The following is a 19146-nucleotide window of genomic DNA, read 5'->3' on the forward strand; positions in this document are numbered from 1 at the left end:
TATTTTAATTAATATTGATGTAAAGATTGTATTCTTTCTCTCAATTTATTTTTTGATAAATATTGTTGTTCTAAATCAGTTTGAAAAGGAATTGGTGTATCTAAACTTGCAACACGTTGCACAGGTGCATCTAAAAACTCAAAACAATTCTCATTAATTAATGCTGATATTTCACTTGCAATTCCGCCAAAAAGAGAATCTTCTTGTATAATTATTGCTTTTCCTGTTTTTTTAACGGATGTATAAATAATTTCAACATCTAAAGGTTGTAAAGTTCTTAAATCTATTACATCTGCAGAAATTTCTGATAGACTTCCTAAGACTTCTAAAACCCAATGAATAGCAGCTCCATAACTAATAATTGTAAGATGATTTCCAGTTTTAATAAGATTTGCTTTCCCTATTTCTGTAGTAAAAAAACCATCAGAAACATCTTGATAAACAGACCTATACAATGCTTTATGCTCAAAAAACAAAACAGGATTTGGATCTTGAATTGCACTAATTAATAATCCTTTTACATCTTGAGGAAAAGCAGGATAAACGACCTTTAATCCAGGAGTTTTTGTAAACCAAGCCTCATTAGTTTGACTATGAAAAGGTCCAGCTCCTACTCCTGCTCCACAAGGCATTCTAACAACTATATCTGCTTTTTGAGACCACCTATAATGAGATTTTGCCAATAAATTTACAATCGGATTAAATCCTGAAGAAACAAAATCAGCAAACTGCATTTCAACAATTGATTTTACTCCATTTATGGATAAACCATAAGCAGTACTTACAATAGCAGACTCGCAAATTGGCGTATTCCTAACGCGTTTTTCACCAAATTTATCTACAAAACCATCAGTAATTTTAAAAACACCACCATATTCAGCAATATCTTGTCCCATAATTACCAAATCATTATGTTTTTCCATTGATAATTTTAATCCATCAGAAATCGCATCAACAAAACGAATATTTTTTTTATTTGATGAAGGTTTGATTGGCTGATAATTAAAAGGTTTAAAAACATCTTTAAGCTCTGTTTTTAAATCTGGAATAATTTTTTCTTCATTAAAAGCAACTTGTAAATGCTCATTAATTTCTGCTGTAATTTCTTTTTTATATTGATCAATTAAAGAGCTGGTTAAAATCCCTTTATTCAATAAATAGCTTTCAAAATTATCAATTGGGTCTCTGGCTCTCCAAAACTCTAACACATCTTCAGGAACATATTTTGTTCCACTTGCTTCTTCATGACCTCGAATTCTAAAAGTTTTAAATTCAATTAAAATAGGTCTCGGATTTTTACGAATACTTTTCGCAAGTTCATCCACTTTAGTGTAAACTTCTAGTATATTATTACCATCTATAATATGGCTTTCCATTCCATAACCAATGCCTTTATCTGCAATATTATTACAATTAAATTGCTCTAAATTAGGTGTAGATAAACCATAGCCATTATTCTCTACACAAAATAAAACAGGTAAACTCCAAACTGAAGCTACATTTAAAGCCTCATGAAAATCTCCTTCGCTTGTACCACCTTCACCTGTAAAAACAGCACAGATTTTATTGTTATTTTTTAATTTGTTGGCTAAGGCAATTCCGTCTGCAACTCCCAATTGCGGACCTAAATGAGAAATCATTCCAACAATATTGTATTCTTGCGTACCAAAATGAAAACTTCTATCTCTACCTTTTGTAAATCCGTTTGCTTTTCCTTGCCATTGAGAAAATAATCGATATAAAGGAATGCCTCTAGTTGTAAAAACACCTAAATTTCTGTGCATTGGTAAAATATACTCGTCTTTTTCTAAAGCTAGGGTTACACCAACAGAAATTGCTTCTTGACCTATACCAGAAAACCATTTCGTTATTTTACCTTGACGTAAAAGAATAAGCATCTTTTCTTCTATTAAACGAGGTTTTAGTAAAGTTTTGTATAAATGCAATAATGTAGCATTATTTAAGCTTGAATTTAAAGAATAATTAATATTTAAAGACATTAAATCTGTTTTTGGCAACTCTAACAAATATAAATAACTTTATTCCATAAAAAAATCCTTATCATTTTTAGTGATAAGGATTAATATATTGATGTATAATTTCGTTATAATTCAGCAAAAATTGCGTGCATCATACGTTTTTTATCATTGATACTTTCTTCTAAAGCAATCATTGTTTCTGTTCTGTTTACACCAGGAACATCATCAATTTGATAAATAATGTCTTTTGCATCATTAGTACCTTTAGCTCTTACTTTACAAAAGATATTGTATTTGCCAGCAGTTACATAAGCAACAGTTACGTTTGGTATTTTTCTTAAGTTCTCAATAACACTCTGAGTCATAGACGTTTTTTCTAAATAAACACCAACATGAGCAATAAAAGAATAGCCCATTTTCTCGTAGTTTAATGTTAAGGTAGAACCTTGAATAATACCTTCATCTTCCATTTTTTTAACACGTACGTGAATTGTACCTGCAGATACTAATAATTGCTTTGCAATGTCTGTAAAAGGCGTTCTTGCATTCTCTATTAAAATATCTAAAATTTGATGATCAATTTCGTCTAAGATAAATTTTTTCATTTTTATATATAATTCAATTTATAAAGCAAATTTATGAATTTAATTTAACTAAACAAGTACTATTTTGATAAATACTTAAACTATATTAACCCCGAAAACGATTTCGCTATGTCCGAATTTACCATTTAGACCCTGTTCATCTACAGCATTTAATTCAGATACTAACTTATTATCTACAATTTTATCTGTGTATTGATAGGCTTTATTCTGCTCATTATCAGGGTATTTATGAATTACATCATAGAATATTTTAGCATTATTTGGAATTTCAAAATAAGGTAAATAACTAGAAAAATCTTCTGAAATTGCGATGTGATAAATTCCTTGTAAAATTGAATAAAAAGTATATTCTCTAGAAATTTCTCTTGGATAATCTTCTGGGTAATGACCAGATTCAATTAAAATTGTATTGTAACCTAGCTTTTGAAAGTTATCACCAGTTGCTGTTGGGTAAAACTCATCTGTATATCTACCCACAAAATTAGGAATCATCTGTTGTAACATCAAATTCATTGCTACTATAACATTCATAGTTTCCTTTCTGCCTTCTGTAATTGCTCTTGTTACTTCTTCTGATGGAGCTAAAAAAGATATTGTTGCTGGGTTTTTAGTGCCTTCTACACCAAAAATGGTTCTTTGGTCGTGTAAATTGAAACAAAATTGCGGATTAAATTGCTCTAAAGTGTTTCTTAACAACAAGCTTTCTTTTGCAAGTCGATCTACAGCATCTCTGTTTAAATCTATTTCATTTGCGTTAATTCTTGTATAGGCTTGGGCACCATCAGGATTTAACATCGGAATAAATAACAAAGTACATTCCTTTAATATGGTTTCTAAAATTTCATCAGAAGTATTAGAGAAATAATTAAACAAATCAAAAAGTGCTTTTGTACCTGTACTTTCGTTTCCATGCATTTGCGACCAAAGTAAAATCTTCTTTTTACCAGTACCAATTTGTAAGGTATAAATTGACCTTTCTTGTTCAGAAGTTCCTAGTTCATGAATTTTAAAAACAGCAAGATGTTTTTTTAATAATTTTTCAATGTCTTTAAAAGTAATCCATTTGCCAAAAAGAGCGGTTTCTTTTTGTTGATTAAATATAGCCTTTAAAATTTCGGGTGATAAAATATTCACAGAGTTCTATTTAGAAAGGCAAATTTAATCTATTGTAAATTAGTATACAATTCTATATTTACAAATGTAAATTGCTTTAATGTTACAATTGTAAATCAGAAAACATAGGATCTTTGTTACCTTTGTAAACTAGATGTTAAAATAAAAATTTCAAGCTAACACAAAATACAAAAACAATCAGTACTTAATTTTAAAATATTAACAAAAGGCTATTTACTAACCATATAACAACCTTAATTAAAGTATAAGTTTAAGTAAAACACTATAAGTTAAAAGAATAAGTATTAAATAATTGGATGCTATTTTATATTGATTTACATTTGTAATAAACAAACTATTTACAATGCTAAACAGTTTAGAATTTACAACTCGTATTAAAAAAATAATGGATTATCATCAACTAACAGCATCTTTATTTGCTGATAAAATTGGTGTTCAACGTTCTAGTATTTCTCATATTTTATCAGGCAGAAACAAACCGAGTTTAGATTTTATCCTAAAAATTACTTCTCAATTTAGTGATGTAGAAATAGATTGGTTGTTAAAAGGCGAAGGTTCTTTTCCTAAAAAAGCAACAAATAAAGAGGTTACTTCTACTCCAACATTATTTTCAAATCCATCTAAAAATGATGAAAAGAAGATTCAAAGAATTGTTGTTTTTTATTCTGATGGAACTTTTGATGAATATCACAAATAACATATCTTAGTTTTATGAAAACAATTGATATTAGAACTGTAAATGTGGTGCAGTATTTACAACCTTTAAGAGAAGGTGGTTCTTTGCCTGCTATTGTAAAAGCAGATGACGGATTTTTATATGTTTTAAAATTTAGAGGTGCAGGACAAGGAAAAAAGGCATTAATTTCTGAATTTATTGGTGGCGAATTGGCAAGAGCAATAGGTTTAAATGTTCCTGAATTAGTTTTTATGAATTTAGATGATTCTTTTAGTAAAACTGAACCTGATGAAGAAATTCAAGATTTACTAAAATTTAGTGTTGGCCTTAATTTAGGCTTACATTTTTTATCGAGTGCAATTACTTATGATCCTTTGGTTTCTATTGCAGATGAATTTACAGCATCTAAAGTTGTGATTTTAGATAGTTTAATTAGTAATATTGATAGAACTGCAAAAAACACCAATCTTTTAAATTGGAACAAAGAACTTTGGATTATTGATAATGGAGCAAGTTTCTATTTTCATCATAATTGGGAAACTTGGGAAAACCATTTAACTAGAACTTTTCCTTTAATTAAAGATCACGTTTTATTACCTAAAGCCACAAAATTACAAGAAGCTTCTACAGAAATTCAGCAATTAATTAATAATGATGTAATTGAAGAAATTGTTTCTAATATTCCTGAAGATTGGTTGATTAACGAAGGAGAAACTTTAACAACAGGCGAAATGAGAGCTGCTTACATTCAGTTTTTATGTGCAAAACTTACAATGGTTGATAAATTGGTAAAAGAAGCTGAAGATGCAAGATAAAGTTACTTTTGAATATGCCATTATTAGAATTGTACCTAAAGTTGAGCGTGAAGAATTCTTTAATATCGGCGTTATTCTTTTCTCTAAAAGAAAGAAATTCTTAGATATTAAATACCATATTAATCCTAATAAATTACAAGCTTTAGCACCAGAATTAGAAATTGATTTTTTAAATGATTATCTAAAAGCTTGGAAATTAATTTGCGATGGAAAATCTACAGGAGGAAAAATAGCTGAGTTTGAAATCTCTGATCGTTTTAGATGGCTTGCAGCTTGTAGAAGTACTATTATTCAGAGTTCTAAAACACATCCAGGAATGTGTAATGATCCTAAAAAAGAGATAAATGCAATTTTTGATGAGTTTGTTTTGTAAGATAATATCAATTTAAAAAACCCGAAATTAAACCATTTTTTACAGTTTTACTTGGTACTTTAAAATCAAAATAATCATCTAAAGGAATCTCAAAACCTTTGTAATTCAAGTAATTATTTAAAGCAACATTTAAACCTTGACTATATAAATGATGTTCTGCTCCTTTTGGATCTTCGTGAAATAAATCGTTTTCTGCAAAACCTTCAAATTTTGGACCAGTAATTTTAATTTCAAATTCATCTGGATTTTTACCAACAGGACTATGACTAGTGCAAGCAAATTGATGCCAAAAAGCAGACTGAATACAATTATTCTGAAATAACTGACGCACAACCTCTAAAGAATCTATGGTTTCTTGCGCTGTTTCAGTGGGGAAACCAAACATTAAATACGCATGCACCATAATATTTTGATCAGAAAAAGCTTTGGTAACTCTAGCAACTTGAGCAATATCAACACCTTTTTTCATCTTTGCCAACAATCTGTCTGAAGCCACTTCTAAACCACCAGTAACAGCAATACAACCCGATTTTGATAATAAAGCGCATAATTCTGCTGTAAATGTTTTTTCAAAACGGATGTTTGTCCACCAAGTAATATAAATTTTACGATCAATTAAAGCATTTGCTAATGCTTTTAGCATTTTTGGAGGAGCAGCTTCATCCACAAAATGAAAACCAGTTACACCTGTTTCAGCAATAATTTTCTCAATTTTATTGACCAAATCATCAGCTGTCGTGTTTTGGTAATTGCCAATATAATCTAAAGTAACATCGCAAAAAGAACATTGTTTCCAATAACAACCGTGAGAAATGGTGAGTTTATTCCATTTTCCATCAGACCACATTCTGTGCATAGGGTTCATCACATCTAAAAAAGACAAATACTTTGCTGTTGGCAAACCAACATAACTTGGTGCAGGTAAATTTTTATGATGAAAAATGGTATTTGGCTTTTTATCAACATAAACAACCTCGTTATTCTTACAGATAAAAGTTCTTTCTAATTGCTCCTCACCTATTTTTCGGTTTAAAAATTCAGTAATTTTTAATAAAGGTCCTTCTCCATCATCTAAAGTGATAAAATCGATATAATTAAAAATTCTTGGATCTGATAATCGTCTTAATTCTGTGTTGCAATAACCACCACCAAATGCAATTTTTATATTTGGATAGTTTTCCTTTAGAAATTGCGCACATCTTAAAGCCGAAAATAAATTACCTGGAAAAGGAATGGTAAAACAAACTAAATCGTAATTATCTTGTTTAATTTGCTCTTCTAATAAATACAACATTTCATCTTCTATCAGCGTAGTTTCATATTGTAAATACTCCTCAATTTGATTAAAACTAGAAGCTGCTCTACCCAATTGCTCTGCATATCTTGTAAATGAGAAAAATTCATCGATATTAGTATTTATAAAATCGCCTAATTCTTCTACAAACAAAGTAGCAATGTGTTTGGCTTTGTCTAAAATGCCTAATTTTCCAAATTCTGTTGATAAATCTTTGTCTAATTTTATGCGTCTATGTCCATGAGGTAAAAAATCTTTATGTACTATTTGATACGCAGCTGTAACTTCTTGAACTCGCAAATACTGCATTACAGTGTCTACTTTATTGATATAATCTTCTCTTTGATTATACACCAAAGGCAATTCTTTATTACCTAATAAATCAGCTTGTTTAAATATTGCGTCTATAAATTCTTTGGTAAAAACCGCAGTAAACAACTCAATACTTAAATCCATTTGAGTTGCTTTTACACTTTTAGAATCTAAAAAACCTTTAATATAAGCGGTTGCAGGATATGCAGTATTTAACTGCGTAAATGGTGGAGTTATTAAAAGTGTATTTAAAGACATATAAAATTGTGAAGTGCAAAGATACTATCTGATTTGTAAATGATAATTAAAATTGTATTTGGTTTTTAAACGAACCTTTTTTTTTGTGAATAAATTCACCTAAAATAAGATGTTTTTCCTGTTGATTTTTTAAATAAAAACTTAGAACTTAGCTAACTCTGATGTGACGAATTAAAACTTGGAATATCAATAAGAGTTTGCAAAATATCGCAAAGCCAACCTTAATCTTTTAAAATTTTCCCAATTATAGAATATTTAACGCTTTCTACAATTAAATATATGTTGATTTATATTCTATAAAATCTAAAACTTATATGAGAAATAAAATACTTCTATTATTATTTTTATCTGTTTATTGGAATTCAATAAGTGCTCAAATTGAGCTTACAGAAACTGAAAAACTAGCTTCATTTGGAAAAATTTATGGATTTCTAAAATATTATCATCCAGAAGTTGCAAAAGGAAATTTTGATTGGGACAAAGAACTTATAGAGCATCTTCCTGAAGTTTTAAAAGCGACAGATAGAAACTCACTTTCTCAAGTTTATATTACTTGGATTGAAAGTTTAGGTAAGATTAAAAATTGTAAAAAATGTAATACTAAAGAAATCTATTTTGACAAAAATTTTGATTTGTCTTGGACACAAAACACAACGCTTTTTAGCAATGAACTTTCATTAAAACTAAAATTTATTGAGAAGAACAGAAATCAAAGAGAAAATTTTTATGCAACCACAGAACCAATTGGAAATATAAAAATAATTAACGAACCCGCTTACAAAGATTTTGAATTCCCAAAAGTTGAATACCGATTATTAGGACTTTTTAAATACTGGAACATAATAGAATATTTTTATCCATATAAATATCTAACTAACCAAGATTGGGATTTGGTATTAAGTGAAATGATTGATAAAATTTTAATTGTTAAAAATAAGATTGAATATCAGGCAGTACTTAGGGAACTTGTCGCAAAGTTAGACGATTCGCACGCTAGGATAAGTTTTAATGATACATCAAAATATAAATTACTTCCAGTAATTATATCTAATGTAGAAAACCAAGCAGTAGTCTCTAAAATCTTGAATGACTCTCTTGCAAAAATTAATGATTTAAAAAGAGGTGATATCATTGTAAAAATTAATAACAAGAGTATTAAAACAGAATTGAAAAATACATTGAAATATGTTTCAGGCTCTAATCTTAACTTTAAAATAAATCGGACTTATAGTACAATTTTCAAGGATACATTGGACTCTATGCACTTAACTATAATAAGAGATGGTGAAATTCGAAATATTTATACAAAACTTTATAACTTTAATGATTTTGGATATTTTAAAAATATACGCAGTTTAAAATCAAAATCAATTACTGAATCTATTGGTTATATAAATATGGCTTCCAAATTTAAACCTAAAGAATTTGAAGAAATATTTGAAACGTTCAATAAAAAAAAATCAATCATTATTGACCTTAGAGGATATCCAGAACTTAGGTATAAAATGTTTACTCGATATTTTAATACCGAAAACAAAGTTTTTGCTTTGAAATACAATCCTGATATTTCTTATCCAGGAAGATTTTTTTTTGATAAAAGTGCAAAAACAGGTAGTAGTCGAAAAGTTTTTAAAGGAAAATTTATTCTTCTTGTTAATGACAATTCTTTGAGCTTATCAGAATTTACGGCTATGGCTTTTCAGACAGCAGACAACATTGTTACAATTGGAAATCAAACTGCTGGTGCAGATGGAGTTAATATGCCTATTACATATTTAGGTGGTTATACAACAAGATTTTCGGGTTATGGCATAATGTATCCAGATGGAACTGAATCGCAAAGAAAAGGTGTTAAAATTGATATTGAAATAAAACCAACAATAGACGGATTAAGGCAAGGTCTTGATGAAATTTTAGAGAAAGCAATTGAGATTGCAAATGAATAAAAAACTATTGCTTTATTAATAAATCATTTCACAAAACAAACTTCCAACATATCATACAATTCAGAATGTTCTCCTGTTAATAATTAAGTTATTTCAAAAAAAAAAAAATACTCATCAACAACAGTTAAAAGTTCAATTTACGAAGCACCTTTTTTTATTTGTGAATAATCAGAAATAAAAATTGCCTCTTTTTTCTATTGATTTTTGAACAAAAAAACCGAACTTCGTTTACTTTCAATATAACGAATCAAAACGCGGCATTTCTCAATAGTGTTTAGTGCAATCAAAATAAACAAAAATGAAACCAAATTTAGCTTTAGTATCTATTCTTTGCCTTTTTCTATTGATTATAGGATGTTCTCAGCCAGAAAAAACTGAAATAGTAGCAACTAAAACCAATATTGAACTAAAAGATAATTGGTATTATCTTAATGGAGAAAAGTTTTTTATTAAAGCCATTGGTTATGAAATAGGTGCACGACCAGGACAACATCCTTATGAAGATGAAAAGAAAGATCATTTAGAGTTAATGAAATTTGATCTTGAAAACATTAAAAAAGGCGGTTATAATACCATAAGAACTTGGAGTCAGTTTTCTGAAGCGCAATTAAATCTGGTACAAGAATCTGGTTTAAAGTTAATTATGGGTTTAGAAGTGAATCCTGAAGAAGATTATAGTGATCCTAAATTTATCAATCATTGTAAAACTCAACTTGAAAACATCTTAAAATATGCACCAAAATATGATTGCATTATAACGTATTTGGTTATTAATGAACCACAAACAGATCACATTCATAAAGTTTCTGCTAAAGCTTTTAAAGATTTGATGCAAATGATGGTAGATATGATTCACAAGGATCATCCAAATGTACCTGTAACCCTTTCTGCAAATGCAATGATTAGTGATTGGATGGATCAATCCATGTTTGATGTATATGCTTACAACTGTTATGGCTATAATGAAGGCCAAACAGCAACTATAGGTTTTAGCGATTATATTGAAGGTTTAAATGCCTTAAATGGTGTAGACAAACCTTTTATCATTACTGAATTCGGACATTCAGTATCTCCAAAAGGTGGTTTTGGTAGTTTTGGTTCACGAACTTTAAAAGAACAAAGTGAAGGACTTGTGGCTAATTACAGAGAATTGATGGATGCTGGAGCTTTAGGAATGTGCCCATTTTATTATGCTGATGGTTGGTGGAAAGGTGGTGAAAAAAGCAAACACAATAAAGAGCAACCAGAAGAATGGTTTGGTTTCTGGGGATACAAAGATGTAAATGATAAATATGGTGCTCCAAGACCTGTTTGGTTTGCAATGAAAGAGTATATGCAAGGATTGATTATAAGTCCGAAAAACAAAACAATTCATACAAATACAACTATACCTATAGCTCTTTACAATAATAAGGATGTAAAAAAAGTAGTGGTAAAATTGAGTGATGAAATTATTTATTCTAAAAACATAGCAAAAGAGGGTTATTTTGAGGATGAGTTAACTATAAACCCAGAAGGTATTGAAGCATTAGAGCTTGCATTCGAGTTTTACAATTCTGAAAATAAAGTGATTAAAAATGAATCTATTGTTATTTTAGCTTCTAAAACAGAAATTAAATTACCTACATTAGAGATTGAAGTTACACCAGGAAAAGATTTAAACGAAAGTAAAAACGCGACTATAAAAACCAAAATTATAACCAATGAAAACTTTAAATTAATAAGCGATTTGATAGTGAGTTATAATACCCATTTGGGTTGGGATGTTGGTCAACAAGTTTCGGTTCCAATCAAAAATCGATTAGATGAAAAGGTAATTACTTCGAAAAATTCATTTTTTATTCCAGACAATAGCTGGGTTGTAAATGCTTCTGCAGGAGTATCTGTTAGATATGGAAAGTTTACTTTTAAAATTCACGATCAAAAAATAATTTTCAGAGGAGATTGGGCAAAAGAAATAAGTAGATAGTATAAAAATATTAATATTTATTGATAAATATTTCTTTGTTGTTTTATTATGTGGATTTTGAGTTACCTCAAAAAACAACTTTCCAAAATCTCACACAATTCTAGGTGTTTATTTTTAGCAATTTAAGTCTTTCAAAAAAGTATTCGCCAGCAATTGCTAAAAACTTAATTTTCAGTTTTAATACTAATTTTATACAAAAAAGCATTATAAATTTTTATATTTGAGATAAAACAAAAAAAAATATGAAAAATAAAATTATATTACTATTTATAACGGCTTTTTTAACTCTTAATTGCCAAGTTTCAGCGCAAGAAAGTACAGATATGCTAATAAAAAACGCACAAGAAATAGCAAAAAAGGACGGAAAATCCATTTTTATTAAATTTGAAGCTTCTTGGTGTGGATGGTGTCATAAAATGACCAAAGACATGAAATCTGAGAAAACAAAACAGTTTTTTGAAGATAACTACATTACTGTGCCTATTGTCGTAAAGGAAACTAAAGGAAAAGAAAATTTGGAAAACCCAGGTTCTTTAGATTTATTAAAAAAATATGAAGGAGATAAAGCAGGTTTACCTTTTTGGGTAATTTTAGATGCAGATTTAAAAGTAATTACAAATTCTTTTGATACGAATGGTCAAAATTTAGGCGGTCCTGCAAGTCCAGCAGAAGTAAAAGAGTTTATAAAAAAAATAAAGAAAACTGCCAAAAAAGTTACAATTCAAGATATAGAAAACATTACCAATCAATTTGTTGCGCAATAATTAAAGTAAAACAACTACCCTTAAGACTTGATAAAACAAGCATCCAGCATTTCATACAATGCTGGATGTTTTCTTTTTAGTAATTTAGGTCTTTCAAAAAAATATTCTCCTACAACTGCTAAAAACTCAATCTCTGATGTACCTCCATAATTTCTAATATCAGATGTATCATTATTAATTTCTTCCATTTTTTTATGGACTAATTGTAAATACGGAATTGTATATTGCTTATCTAACAACGCATTCGGAATTCCGTCAATAACACCATCTGCCTTGTCTATTAAATGGATAAACTCGTGAATTGCTGTATTGCCTTTATCAGATTTATTGTTAAACCCAAGGTGTAAAGCTTTTCGAGATAAAATCATATGGTTTTCGAACCTGCCTGTACCTACTAAACCTGCAATATTTCTTCCTTTTGTATTGCTACTGAATTGCAAATCTTCATCAAAGTAATCAGGATAAATTAAAACGGTTGATAGATTATTGTAATTCCAATTTGGGAATCTAAAAACAGGAATTATAGCACTTGCAGCAATTAATAAACTGTCTAATTCTTCTAATTCGAAATGGATAGCCTCAATAGTAGTTGTTTCTAGAAAACGAACCATTTTAGCGCAAAATAATTTCTGTTCAGTTTTAGTTAATTTTTTGTAAAATAAAATATTTTCTAATAAAATTGGATGCCAATGTTCAGGGACTTCAACGTTTTCTAATGGAATTATTTTTACTTTTTTCTTAGGTTTTAAACTTATAAATAAAACAACAAGAAGAATAGCAATAATTATTATATAGCTCATTATATCTTAAATTAAATCTTTAATATTTAAACTGTATTAGTACTGAAAATAAAGTATTTACAAAGTATATTGATTTATTAATTCTTCAAAAATATCAGAAAAAATTGGGCGTTTATCAACTTCAGGTTGTAAACAAAGTTCTGTTAAGTTTTTTAATTTAGGATATAAATTTTGATCAATTTCTGATTTATCAACTAAATTTAATAAATCTTCTAACAAGCAACCAAAAGCCCTAACTTCTACCCTTTCAATTTTTTTTGAAATTTGAGAATTTCTATTATAAAAAGAAGCAGCTCCAAAATCACCAAAGAGAATTTCTGATTTCTGGTTGATTAAAATATTATGCGCATACAAATCTCCGTGATTAATTCCTTTATTGTGTAAATGCAAAGACACAGAAGCCATACTTTTAGCTATTTTAATAACTTCTTTTAGTGAGAAATTTTTATCAATAAAAACATCTCTAGTACAAGTTTCTAAATTGGGCGGATTTCCCAGATTGATAAAATTCGAAGAAATTAAATCCATTAATAAACCATTTTTATCTTCTAGATGTTCTTTAATTTTTCCTAAAATCGGAATTAAATTTTTATGATTTCCTGCAGCAATAGAAGCTTTCATTTCGTCTTCTGGCAAACCATCACTCGTAACACTTCCTTTAAAAACTTTAACTGCAACTTCTTTATTTTCAGTAAGCCAATTAGCTTTAGAAATTATTCCAGAAGCACCTTGACCTAATAATTCTTTAATTTTAAAATTTTTCCAAGAATAAGATTTTATTGTAGTTTCAACTTTTATAGAATTTGTGATTGGATTTCCGCCAAAAGCAATCCAAGATAATTTTGGCAAAGTAAACAACCAATCTGGAATTGTTTTTAATTGGTTTGATGAAATTCTAAGCAACTCTAAATTATGGCAATTAGCCATTTCTTTAGGTAGTTCTTCAATTAAATTACCAGCCACAGGAAATTTCTGTAAAAACTGACAATCACCCATACTTTTAGGTAGTTTTTTAATTTTATTGTTGGTTAAAATCAACCATCTTAATAAAGGCGGAAAAGAGTTTTCTGGAACTGTATGAATTTGATTGGATTTAAAACCAATCATGCTTAATAAAGGCAATTGTGCTAAAACACTAGGAAACTCAGTAAACTTATTATTCTCAAAGAAAACAATTTTTAGTTTTTTTAGAATAATAATATCATTTGGTAACACAGATAAATTATTATCAGATAAATCTAAAATCTCTAAAGAATCAGCTAAATCATAAATTTCTATTGGAAATTCAGTTAAACCTTCTGCTAATTTTAACTTTTTTAAACCTTTTAATTTATCAGCTTTTAAATCCTTTAAAGTATGTATCATATTCGACAAATTTAAATCAAATAAAACAACCTTAAAAGTGTATTCAAATTAAAAACTACAACAATTTAGCCATTGCAGTTTTAATAATTTCTATGTTTCTTAATCTGTTTGGTTTGTCTGCTTTTTTCTGATCTTCAACCATAGTTCGCATATAGTTAATCATTACTTTATCAAAATTAAACCCTTTGTATTGGTTTCCTTTAACAACCATATCTTCCACAAGGTTTTGAATAGCAACAGTATTATTACTTTCAGAAATTTGTTTAAATGCTTTTTGATAAATTACTTTAACAGTATCATCATTGGCTAAAAACATTCCAGAAACTACAGCTTTTGCAATAAAAGGTAATTCAGATTCGTCTTTTTCTTCAATAAAAATTTGCGTTAATGGTGTTGCTAAAATCTTACGAACTTCATCTGGCAATGCTTTCGATTTTTTTATAGCCAAATCTTTATCTACATAATACATAGAAACCAAAGCTTTACCCAAAACTGAGTACGATTTACTTTCTAAACCTTTTTCGAAAATTGATTTTAATTCAGGATCTGTTAGTTTACCCAAAGTATTTATAGCTTCTGCTTGTACTAAAGTTTTAGCATCGTTATTTGCGATTTGCATAATTTTTCTGATGGCATCTTTTTTAGAAAATTTATTGATTAAATCAATATTCTGTAATGCTAAAATTCTGATTTTATAAGATTCATCATCTAAAGCACCAACAACAGCATTAAATGCATCTTTCTCAACTTGTTTTTTAACAACTTCTAACAAAGCTGCTCTTCTGTGCGCAAAATTATCAGCATTTTTTAATTGAAAAATATAATCGCTCAATACTTTATTTTCGTTGATGTTACTCACTAAAATATTATCTGCATTTACCTGAATTAAATCTGGTTGTTTTGTATAAGGAAATGTAAAAGAAGCATCGTTAGCTTCTACAAAAACGTTGTGTCTTGTTCTTTTAGTTCCTTCAAAAACATCAATTGCAAAAGGAAATTTAAAGGTTTCTGCTTGTAATTGTATAATATTTACAGTAACCGTTTTTCTTAAGGTATTGTAATCGTAAGAAACCTCAATATTTGGATGATTTGCGCCAAAATACCATTGATTAAAAAACCAGTTTAAGTCTTTACCCGTTAATTCTTCGAATATTAACCTTAGTTGATGTACTTCTGCAGTTTTGTATTTATAAGTAGTTAAATATTTGTTTAAACCTTTAAAAAAAGCCTCATCACCCAAATAATTACGCAACATGTGTAAAATAGCTCCACCTTTGTTATAGCTAACTAAATCGAACATATCTTCTTTGTCATCATACTGAAAACGGACTAAACTTTTGCTTTCATTTTGCCCAATTTTATAAGCTTCTACCTGCTCATAATAATGCATTTCTGCAGCAACTTTTCCGTATTTATGTTCTCTCCACAAATACTCTCCATAGTTGGCAAAAGACTCATTTAAAGTTAAATTAGACCAACTTTCTGAGGTTACTAAATCTCCAAACCAATGATGAAAAATTTCGTGCGCAATTGTGTTTTCTTGCACATTATTATCAATTAATTGTCCTGGTTGTTGGTAGGCTTGTTCTCCATGAACAACAGCAGTTGTGTTTTCCATAGCACCAGAAACATAATCTCTTACCACAATTTGGCTGTATTTGTTAAAAGGATATTCAACACCTAATTTATCTGCAAAAAAACCAATCATTTCTGGAGTTAAACCAAAAATATCTTTAGCATAAGATGCGTATTCTTTTTCTACATAATAGTTTACAGGGATGTTTTTATAAAAATCTTTAATGATTTCAAATTCACCAATTCCCATAAAAAACAAATAAGGAGCGTGTTTTTGATCGAATTTCCAATAATCTGTTCTGTTGTTCCCTGATTTTGTTTGACTGACTAATTCTCCATTAGAAAGTGTTTGATATTGATTAGGAACTGTAATATAAATTTCTTGTGATGTTTTCTGATTAGGACTATCAATTGTTGGAAACCATGCTGAATTTGCTTCCGTTTCACCTTGTGTCCAGATTTGAGTAGGTTTATTTTTATCTACGCCATCAGCATTTATAAAATACAATCCTTTTGCATCTGTAATTGCTTGACTTCCTTGATCTTTTACCTTTTCTGGTCTTGCAGTATATTTTATATAAAGTGTAAATTCTTCGTTTTTCTGATAAGTTTTTGGTAAATCAATAATTAAATCGTAATCATCATAATTGTAATCTAACTTACTATTATTAAGTTTAATACTATGAATTATCATAGATTTTGCATCCAAAGAAATTTTATCTGAAGCATAAAAATGTGGTTTTGCTGTAATCCATGCTTCACCATTCATAGTTTTATCAGAAAAATTAAAATCGACTTTTAATTTTGTATGTACTAAATCATGGATTTTTTCTCTTTCTGCTCTATAAACTGCACTTTGTGCAAAATTGGTGTAACTTATTAATAAAAAACAAAAAGCTACTATTCTCTGAAACTTCATAAATATCATATTCTTCAAGTATCAAAAATACTAAATATGATTATAGTAGCTGTTAATGAGCAGTTAAAAAAGTTTTGATAATTTGTAAAGTTGTATTAATGAATTGATGTTGAGTGTTTGGTCTTGAAAAGTTGCTAAAAACAAAAATTGGAAATACAAAGTTGCTAAAACTTTATATTTCCAATTTTTAAAGTAAACTGATTTGTTCTTATTTTCCTTTAAAAATAGCGCTAAAACTTTCTAGATTTCCACTATCCATTTTTACACTATTCATCATTTCAATTACTTTTGCAGGGTTCATGTTTTCTCCCAGCAATCTTGCAACTCCTACTCCATTTTTATCTCCATAACCAAAGGCTACTACTTCATCAATTGCATCTGTATCTCCAGAATAATAAACTTTTACATTCATCCCTTGGGCTTTCATAACCATTAGACTTTTGTATTCGTCATTATCTTTAAAGATATTTTTAAGTTTGGCTTTTTCAGTTTCGTAAGTAGCTGTGTTATCTTCAGTTTTTGGTAAAAAAGCAATGTTTATTTTCTTAATACTTTTTATGGTTTCTTTTACATCATCAGAAACATCAGCTTTAGCAGATAAAACAGAGCTTACAGGTAAATCTCCTGTATAAAAACCTTCTTTACCACTTGTATCTACTAAATAACTTTGTAAAGATTTTTCATTTTTACAAGAACTAGCAAAAAGCACTAAAAATACTAAAGCACAAATTTGGGTTAATTTTTTCATTTTTAATGTTTTATTTAAAAGTCAGGCTTAAGAAATTAAACCCGACTTTTTAAAGTTAATTACTTGTTTTCTTTAACAATCTTGTCTGTATATTCAGACATTTTGTTAATATCTATGTTACCAGTTAAAGAGAATACCATAGCTTCTGATACACCTTTGGTATGTTTATCTATGCCTTTTACAAACATTAAAACTTCGCTAACATAATCTTTATTATTTGTTGCTTTTACATAAATTTTAACTCTAGAACCATCTTCTTTAATTCTCATTAACTGAGTTAATTTCTTAGATTTAATTGATGTATTTACCATACTTTCCATTTTAGAAGCTATATCTAAATCTTTAGTAGAAAACATTTTAAATTCTTTTAAATCACCAACCATTTCAAAGGCTTGTATTACTTCATTGTCATCTGATTTGACATCTTTAGGCTGGAACTTTTTTAATAATTGAAAAGCATCTTTGGTAACTACTACCATATCTACACCATCCATATCTTCTAAACTATCAAAAAGTGATTGTGCACTTGCAACCATTGGTGCTACAATAAATGCCATTAATAATATTATTTTTTTCATAATTTCTGTGTTTACTTGGTTTTACTAATTTTTACTTGGTTTTTATTTTAAAGCTTTATTGGCTTTGTCTTCTTGTTTGTACAATTGTGCTACTGCTTGTTCTCCTTTCTTTAAGTTATTAGACAACAATTGTAATCCTTCATTTACTTGTGCGTAAATTCTTTCTGCTTCTTTTCTATCTTGATAATCCTTAATTAAAGGTTTACCTATAAAAACACTAAACAGAAGTGCTATTGATGCTGCTACAGATAACCATTTAAAGTTTATCTTATTCGATTTTTTAGGTTCTAACTTTATGGTTTTTGTGTAAGTTTCATCTTTTACAGCAGTAAAATAGTTAAACATATAACTGTACTCTTGCAAGTGTGGTGCAACATCCTCTTTTGTAAAATAGTCTTTTAGGATTGCCTCTTCTTGTAGCGTAGTTTCTGCGTTTTCGTATTTTTCTACTAATTTTTCTATGTTAGCTAACTCCATAGTTGTGTCTTTTAATTAATTCTTGTCTTATTGTTTTTCTTGCTCTAGATAATGCTACTCTTACTGCAGTCGGTTTCATATCAACCATTTTACAGATTTCTTCAAAATCATACTGTTCAACATCTCTTAATTGAATAATTATTTTTTGTTGCTCAGGTAAATTTTCTATCAATTTGTGTACTTGGTTTACACTGTCTTGATATTCCATTTTCTTATCTAAAGACGTTTCTTTCTCTTTATAATTACTGTGTACTAATGTTAAATTACTTGCTTGTTTAGATTTTAATCGATCATAACAATAATTTTTTGTCATTGTCATTGCAAATGCTTCTACATTTTTATAATCAGCAATTTTCTTTCTGTTTCGCCATAATTTAAAGTAAAGCTCTTGTGTAGCGTCTTCAGCTTCTTCTGTAGAAACTAAAAGTCTTTTAGCTAGTCTAAAAACTTTGTCTTTAAAGGGTAAAACAACTTTTAAAAAGTCTGATTGGTTCATTGGTTTTGGTTAATTTTCTGATATTTTTTCATCTCTTATATCAGGTTTACATAATTACGACGA

Annotated in this window: 17 protein-coding genes; 6 read left to right on the forward strand and 11 right to left on the reverse strand. The window is 28.6% G+C overall.

Annotated elements, in window-relative coordinates:
* Positions 1-8 precede the first annotated feature (8 nt).
* The 3 genes from KO506_RS13260 to KO506_RS13270 all read right to left on the reverse strand — a co-directional run bounded on the left by KO506_RS13260 (position 9) and on the right by KO506_RS13270 (position 3718).
* Positions 9-2000: an alpha-ketoacid dehydrogenase subunit alpha/beta gene (locus tag KO506_RS13260; RefSeq protein ID WP_215995403.1), complete on the reverse strand. Its 1992-nt coding sequence runs from the start codon at positions 1998-2000 to the stop codon at positions 9-11.
* A gap of 104 nt (positions 2001-2104) precedes the next feature.
* Positions 2105-2584, reverse strand: a complete 480-nt coding sequence (locus tag KO506_RS13265; protein ID WP_068359914.1) for an Lrp/AsnC family transcriptional regulator — start codon at positions 2582-2584, stop codon at positions 2105-2107.
* Positions 2585-2659: 75 nt separating this feature from the next.
* A complete protein-coding gene (locus KO506_RS13270; RefSeq protein WP_215995404.1) occupies positions 2660-3718 on the reverse strand; it encodes a M14 family zinc carboxypeptidase in 1059 nt (352 codons plus the stop codon).
* A 343-nt stretch (positions 3719-4061) separates the two neighbouring features.
* Between KO506_RS13270 and KO506_RS13275 the strand changes: the two genes are divergently transcribed.
* From KO506_RS13275 to KO506_RS13285, 3 genes are read left to right on the forward strand one after another with little or no spacing between them, the layout of a single operon-like run.
* Positions 4062-4415 (forward strand): helix-turn-helix domain-containing protein, encoded by a 354-nt coding sequence (locus tag KO506_RS13275; RefSeq protein WP_215995405.1) that lies wholly within the window; start codon positions 4062-4064, stop codon positions 4413-4415.
* Positions 4416-4429: 14 nt separating this feature from the next.
* Positions 4430-5209: a HipA family kinase gene (locus tag KO506_RS13280; protein WP_215995406.1), complete on the forward strand. Its 780-nt coding sequence runs from the start codon at positions 4430-4432 to the stop codon at positions 5207-5209.
* A complete protein-coding gene (locus KO506_RS13285; protein WP_215995407.1) occupies positions 5199-5582 on the forward strand; it encodes a DUF3037 domain-containing protein in 384 nt (127 codons plus the stop codon). Before KO506_RS13280 ends, KO506_RS13285 begins: the two co-directional genes overlap by 11 nt.
* A gap of 7 nt (positions 5583-5589) precedes the next feature.
* Here the strand turns inward: KO506_RS13285 and KO506_RS13290 are convergent, their stop codons facing one another.
* Positions 5590-7446, reverse strand: a complete 1857-nt coding sequence (locus KO506_RS13290; protein ID WP_215995408.1) for a B12-binding domain-containing radical SAM protein — start codon at positions 7444-7446, stop codon at positions 5590-5592.
* A gap of 314 nt (positions 7447-7760) precedes the next feature.
* Here KO506_RS13290 and KO506_RS13295 point away from each other — a divergent pair, with 314 nt between their 5' ends.
* The 3 genes from KO506_RS13295 (at position 7761) to KO506_RS13305 (ending at position 12125) form a co-directional block, all read left to right on the forward strand.
* Positions 7761-9392, forward strand: a complete 1632-nt coding sequence (locus KO506_RS13295; protein WP_215995409.1) for a S41 family peptidase — start codon at positions 7761-7763, stop codon at positions 9390-9392.
* Between the two features lie 298 nt (positions 9393-9690).
* A complete protein-coding gene (locus KO506_RS13300) occupies positions 9691-11361 on the forward strand; it encodes a glycoside hydrolase family 2 TIM barrel-domain containing protein (RefSeq protein ID WP_215995410.1) in 1671 nt (556 codons plus the stop codon).
* Positions 11362-11603: 242 nt separating this feature from the next.
* Positions 11604-12125 (forward strand): thioredoxin family protein, encoded by a 522-nt coding sequence (locus KO506_RS13305; protein WP_215995411.1) that lies wholly within the window; start codon positions 11604-11606, stop codon positions 12123-12125.
* 20 nt (positions 12126-12145) lie between these two features.
* On the opposite strand, the gene KO506_RS13310 is transcribed toward KO506_RS13305, so the two are convergent.
* The 7 genes from KO506_RS13310 to KO506_RS13340 all read right to left on the reverse strand — a co-directional run bounded on the left by KO506_RS13310 (position 12146) and on the right by KO506_RS13340 (position 19083).
* Positions 12146-12925, reverse strand: a complete 780-nt coding sequence (locus KO506_RS13310; RefSeq protein ID WP_215995412.1) for a zinc-dependent peptidase — start codon at positions 12923-12925, stop codon at positions 12146-12148.
* 57 nt (positions 12926-12982) lie between these two features.
* Positions 12983-14290, reverse strand: a complete 1308-nt coding sequence (locus KO506_RS13315) for a leucine-rich repeat-containing protein kinase family protein (RefSeq protein ID WP_215995413.1) — start codon at positions 14288-14290, stop codon at positions 12983-12985.
* Between the two features lie 55 nt (positions 14291-14345).
* Entirely contained in the window at positions 14346-16784 is a 2439-nt protein-coding gene (locus KO506_RS13320) for a M1 family metallopeptidase (protein WP_215995414.1), read from the reverse strand.
* 208 nt (positions 16785-16992) lie between these two features.
* A complete protein-coding gene (locus tag KO506_RS13325) occupies positions 16993-17532 on the reverse strand; it encodes a DUF4252 domain-containing protein (RefSeq protein ID WP_215995415.1) in 540 nt (179 codons plus the stop codon).
* 59 nt (positions 17533-17591) lie between these two features.
* Entirely contained in the window at positions 17592-18110 is a 519-nt protein-coding gene (locus KO506_RS13330) for a DUF4252 domain-containing protein (protein WP_215995416.1), read from the reverse strand.
* Between the two features lie 42 nt (positions 18111-18152).
* The gene (locus KO506_RS13335; protein WP_215995417.1) at positions 18153-18587 is read right to left on the reverse strand and encodes a hypothetical protein; all 435 of its coding nucleotides are present in this window, start codon (positions 18585-18587) and stop codon (positions 18153-18155) included.
* Positions 18574-19083, reverse strand: coding sequence for an RNA polymerase sigma factor (locus tag KO506_RS13340; protein ID WP_215995418.1), 510 nt, complete (start codon positions 19081-19083; stop codon positions 18574-18576). The genes KO506_RS13335 and KO506_RS13340 overlap by 14 nt, the downstream gene beginning before the upstream one ends.
* Positions 19084-19146 lie beyond the last annotated feature (63 nt).

Origin of the sequence: Polaribacter vadi, from assembly GCF_018861005.1 — a bacterium.
Taxonomy (GTDB): Bacteria; Bacteroidota; Bacteroidia; order Flavobacteriales; family Flavobacteriaceae; genus Polaribacter; species Polaribacter vadi_A.

Bases quoted from the DNA above. Each gene is read 5' to 3' on its own strand.
- KO506_RS13260 (WP_215995403.1), bottom strand. From the start codon at position 2,000: ATGTCTTTAAATATTAATTATTCTTTAAATTCAAGCTTAAATAATGCT.
- KO506_RS13265 (WP_068359914.1), bottom strand. From the start codon at position 2,584: ATGAAAAAATTTATCTTAGACGAAATTGATCATCAAATTTTAGATATT.
- KO506_RS13275 (WP_215995405.1), top strand. From the start codon at position 4,062: ATGCTAAACAGTTTAGAATTTACAACTCGTATTAAAAAAATAATGGAT.
- KO506_RS13280 (WP_215995406.1), top strand. From the start codon at position 4,430: ATGAAAACAATTGATATTAGAACTGTAAATGTGGTGCAGTATTTACAA.
- KO506_RS13285 (WP_215995407.1), top strand. From the start codon at position 5,199: ATGCAAGATAAAGTTACTTTTGAATATGCCATTATTAGAATTGTACCT.
- KO506_RS13290 (WP_215995408.1), bottom strand. From the start codon at position 7,446: ATGTCTTTAAATACACTTTTAATAACTCCACCATTTACGCAGTTAAAT.
- KO506_RS13295 (WP_215995409.1), top strand. From the start codon at position 7,761: ATGAGAAATAAAATACTTCTATTATTATTTTTATCTGTTTATTGGAAT.
- KO506_RS13300 (WP_215995410.1), top strand. From the start codon at position 9,691: ATGAAACCAAATTTAGCTTTAGTATCTATTCTTTGCCTTTTTCTATTG.
- KO506_RS13305 (WP_215995411.1), top strand. From the start codon at position 11,604: ATGAAAAATAAAATTATATTACTATTTATAACGGCTTTTTTAACTCTT.
- KO506_RS13310 (WP_215995412.1), bottom strand. From the start codon at position 12,925: ATGAGCTATATAATAATTATTGCTATTCTTCTTGTTGTTTTATTTATA.
- KO506_RS13315 (WP_215995413.1), bottom strand. From the start codon at position 14,290: ATGATACATACTTTAAAGGATTTAAAAGCTGATAAATTAAAAGGTTTA.
- KO506_RS13320 (WP_215995414.1), bottom strand. From the start codon at position 16,784: ATGAAGTTTCAGAGAATAGTAGCTTTTTGTTTTTTATTAATAAGTTAC.
- KO506_RS13325 (WP_215995415.1), bottom strand. From the start codon at position 17,532: ATGAAAAAATTAACCCAAATTTGTGCTTTAGTATTTTTAGTGCTTTTT.
- KO506_RS13330 (WP_215995416.1), bottom strand. From the start codon at position 18,110: ATGAAAAAAATAATATTATTAATGGCATTTATTGTAGCACCAATGGTT.
- KO506_RS13335 (WP_215995417.1), bottom strand. From the start codon at position 18,587: ATGGAGTTAGCTAACATAGAAAAATTAGTAGAAAAATACGAAAACGCA.
- KO506_RS13340 (WP_215995418.1), bottom strand. From the start codon at position 19,083: ATGAACCAATCAGACTTTTTAAAAGTTGTTTTACCCTTTAAAGACAAA.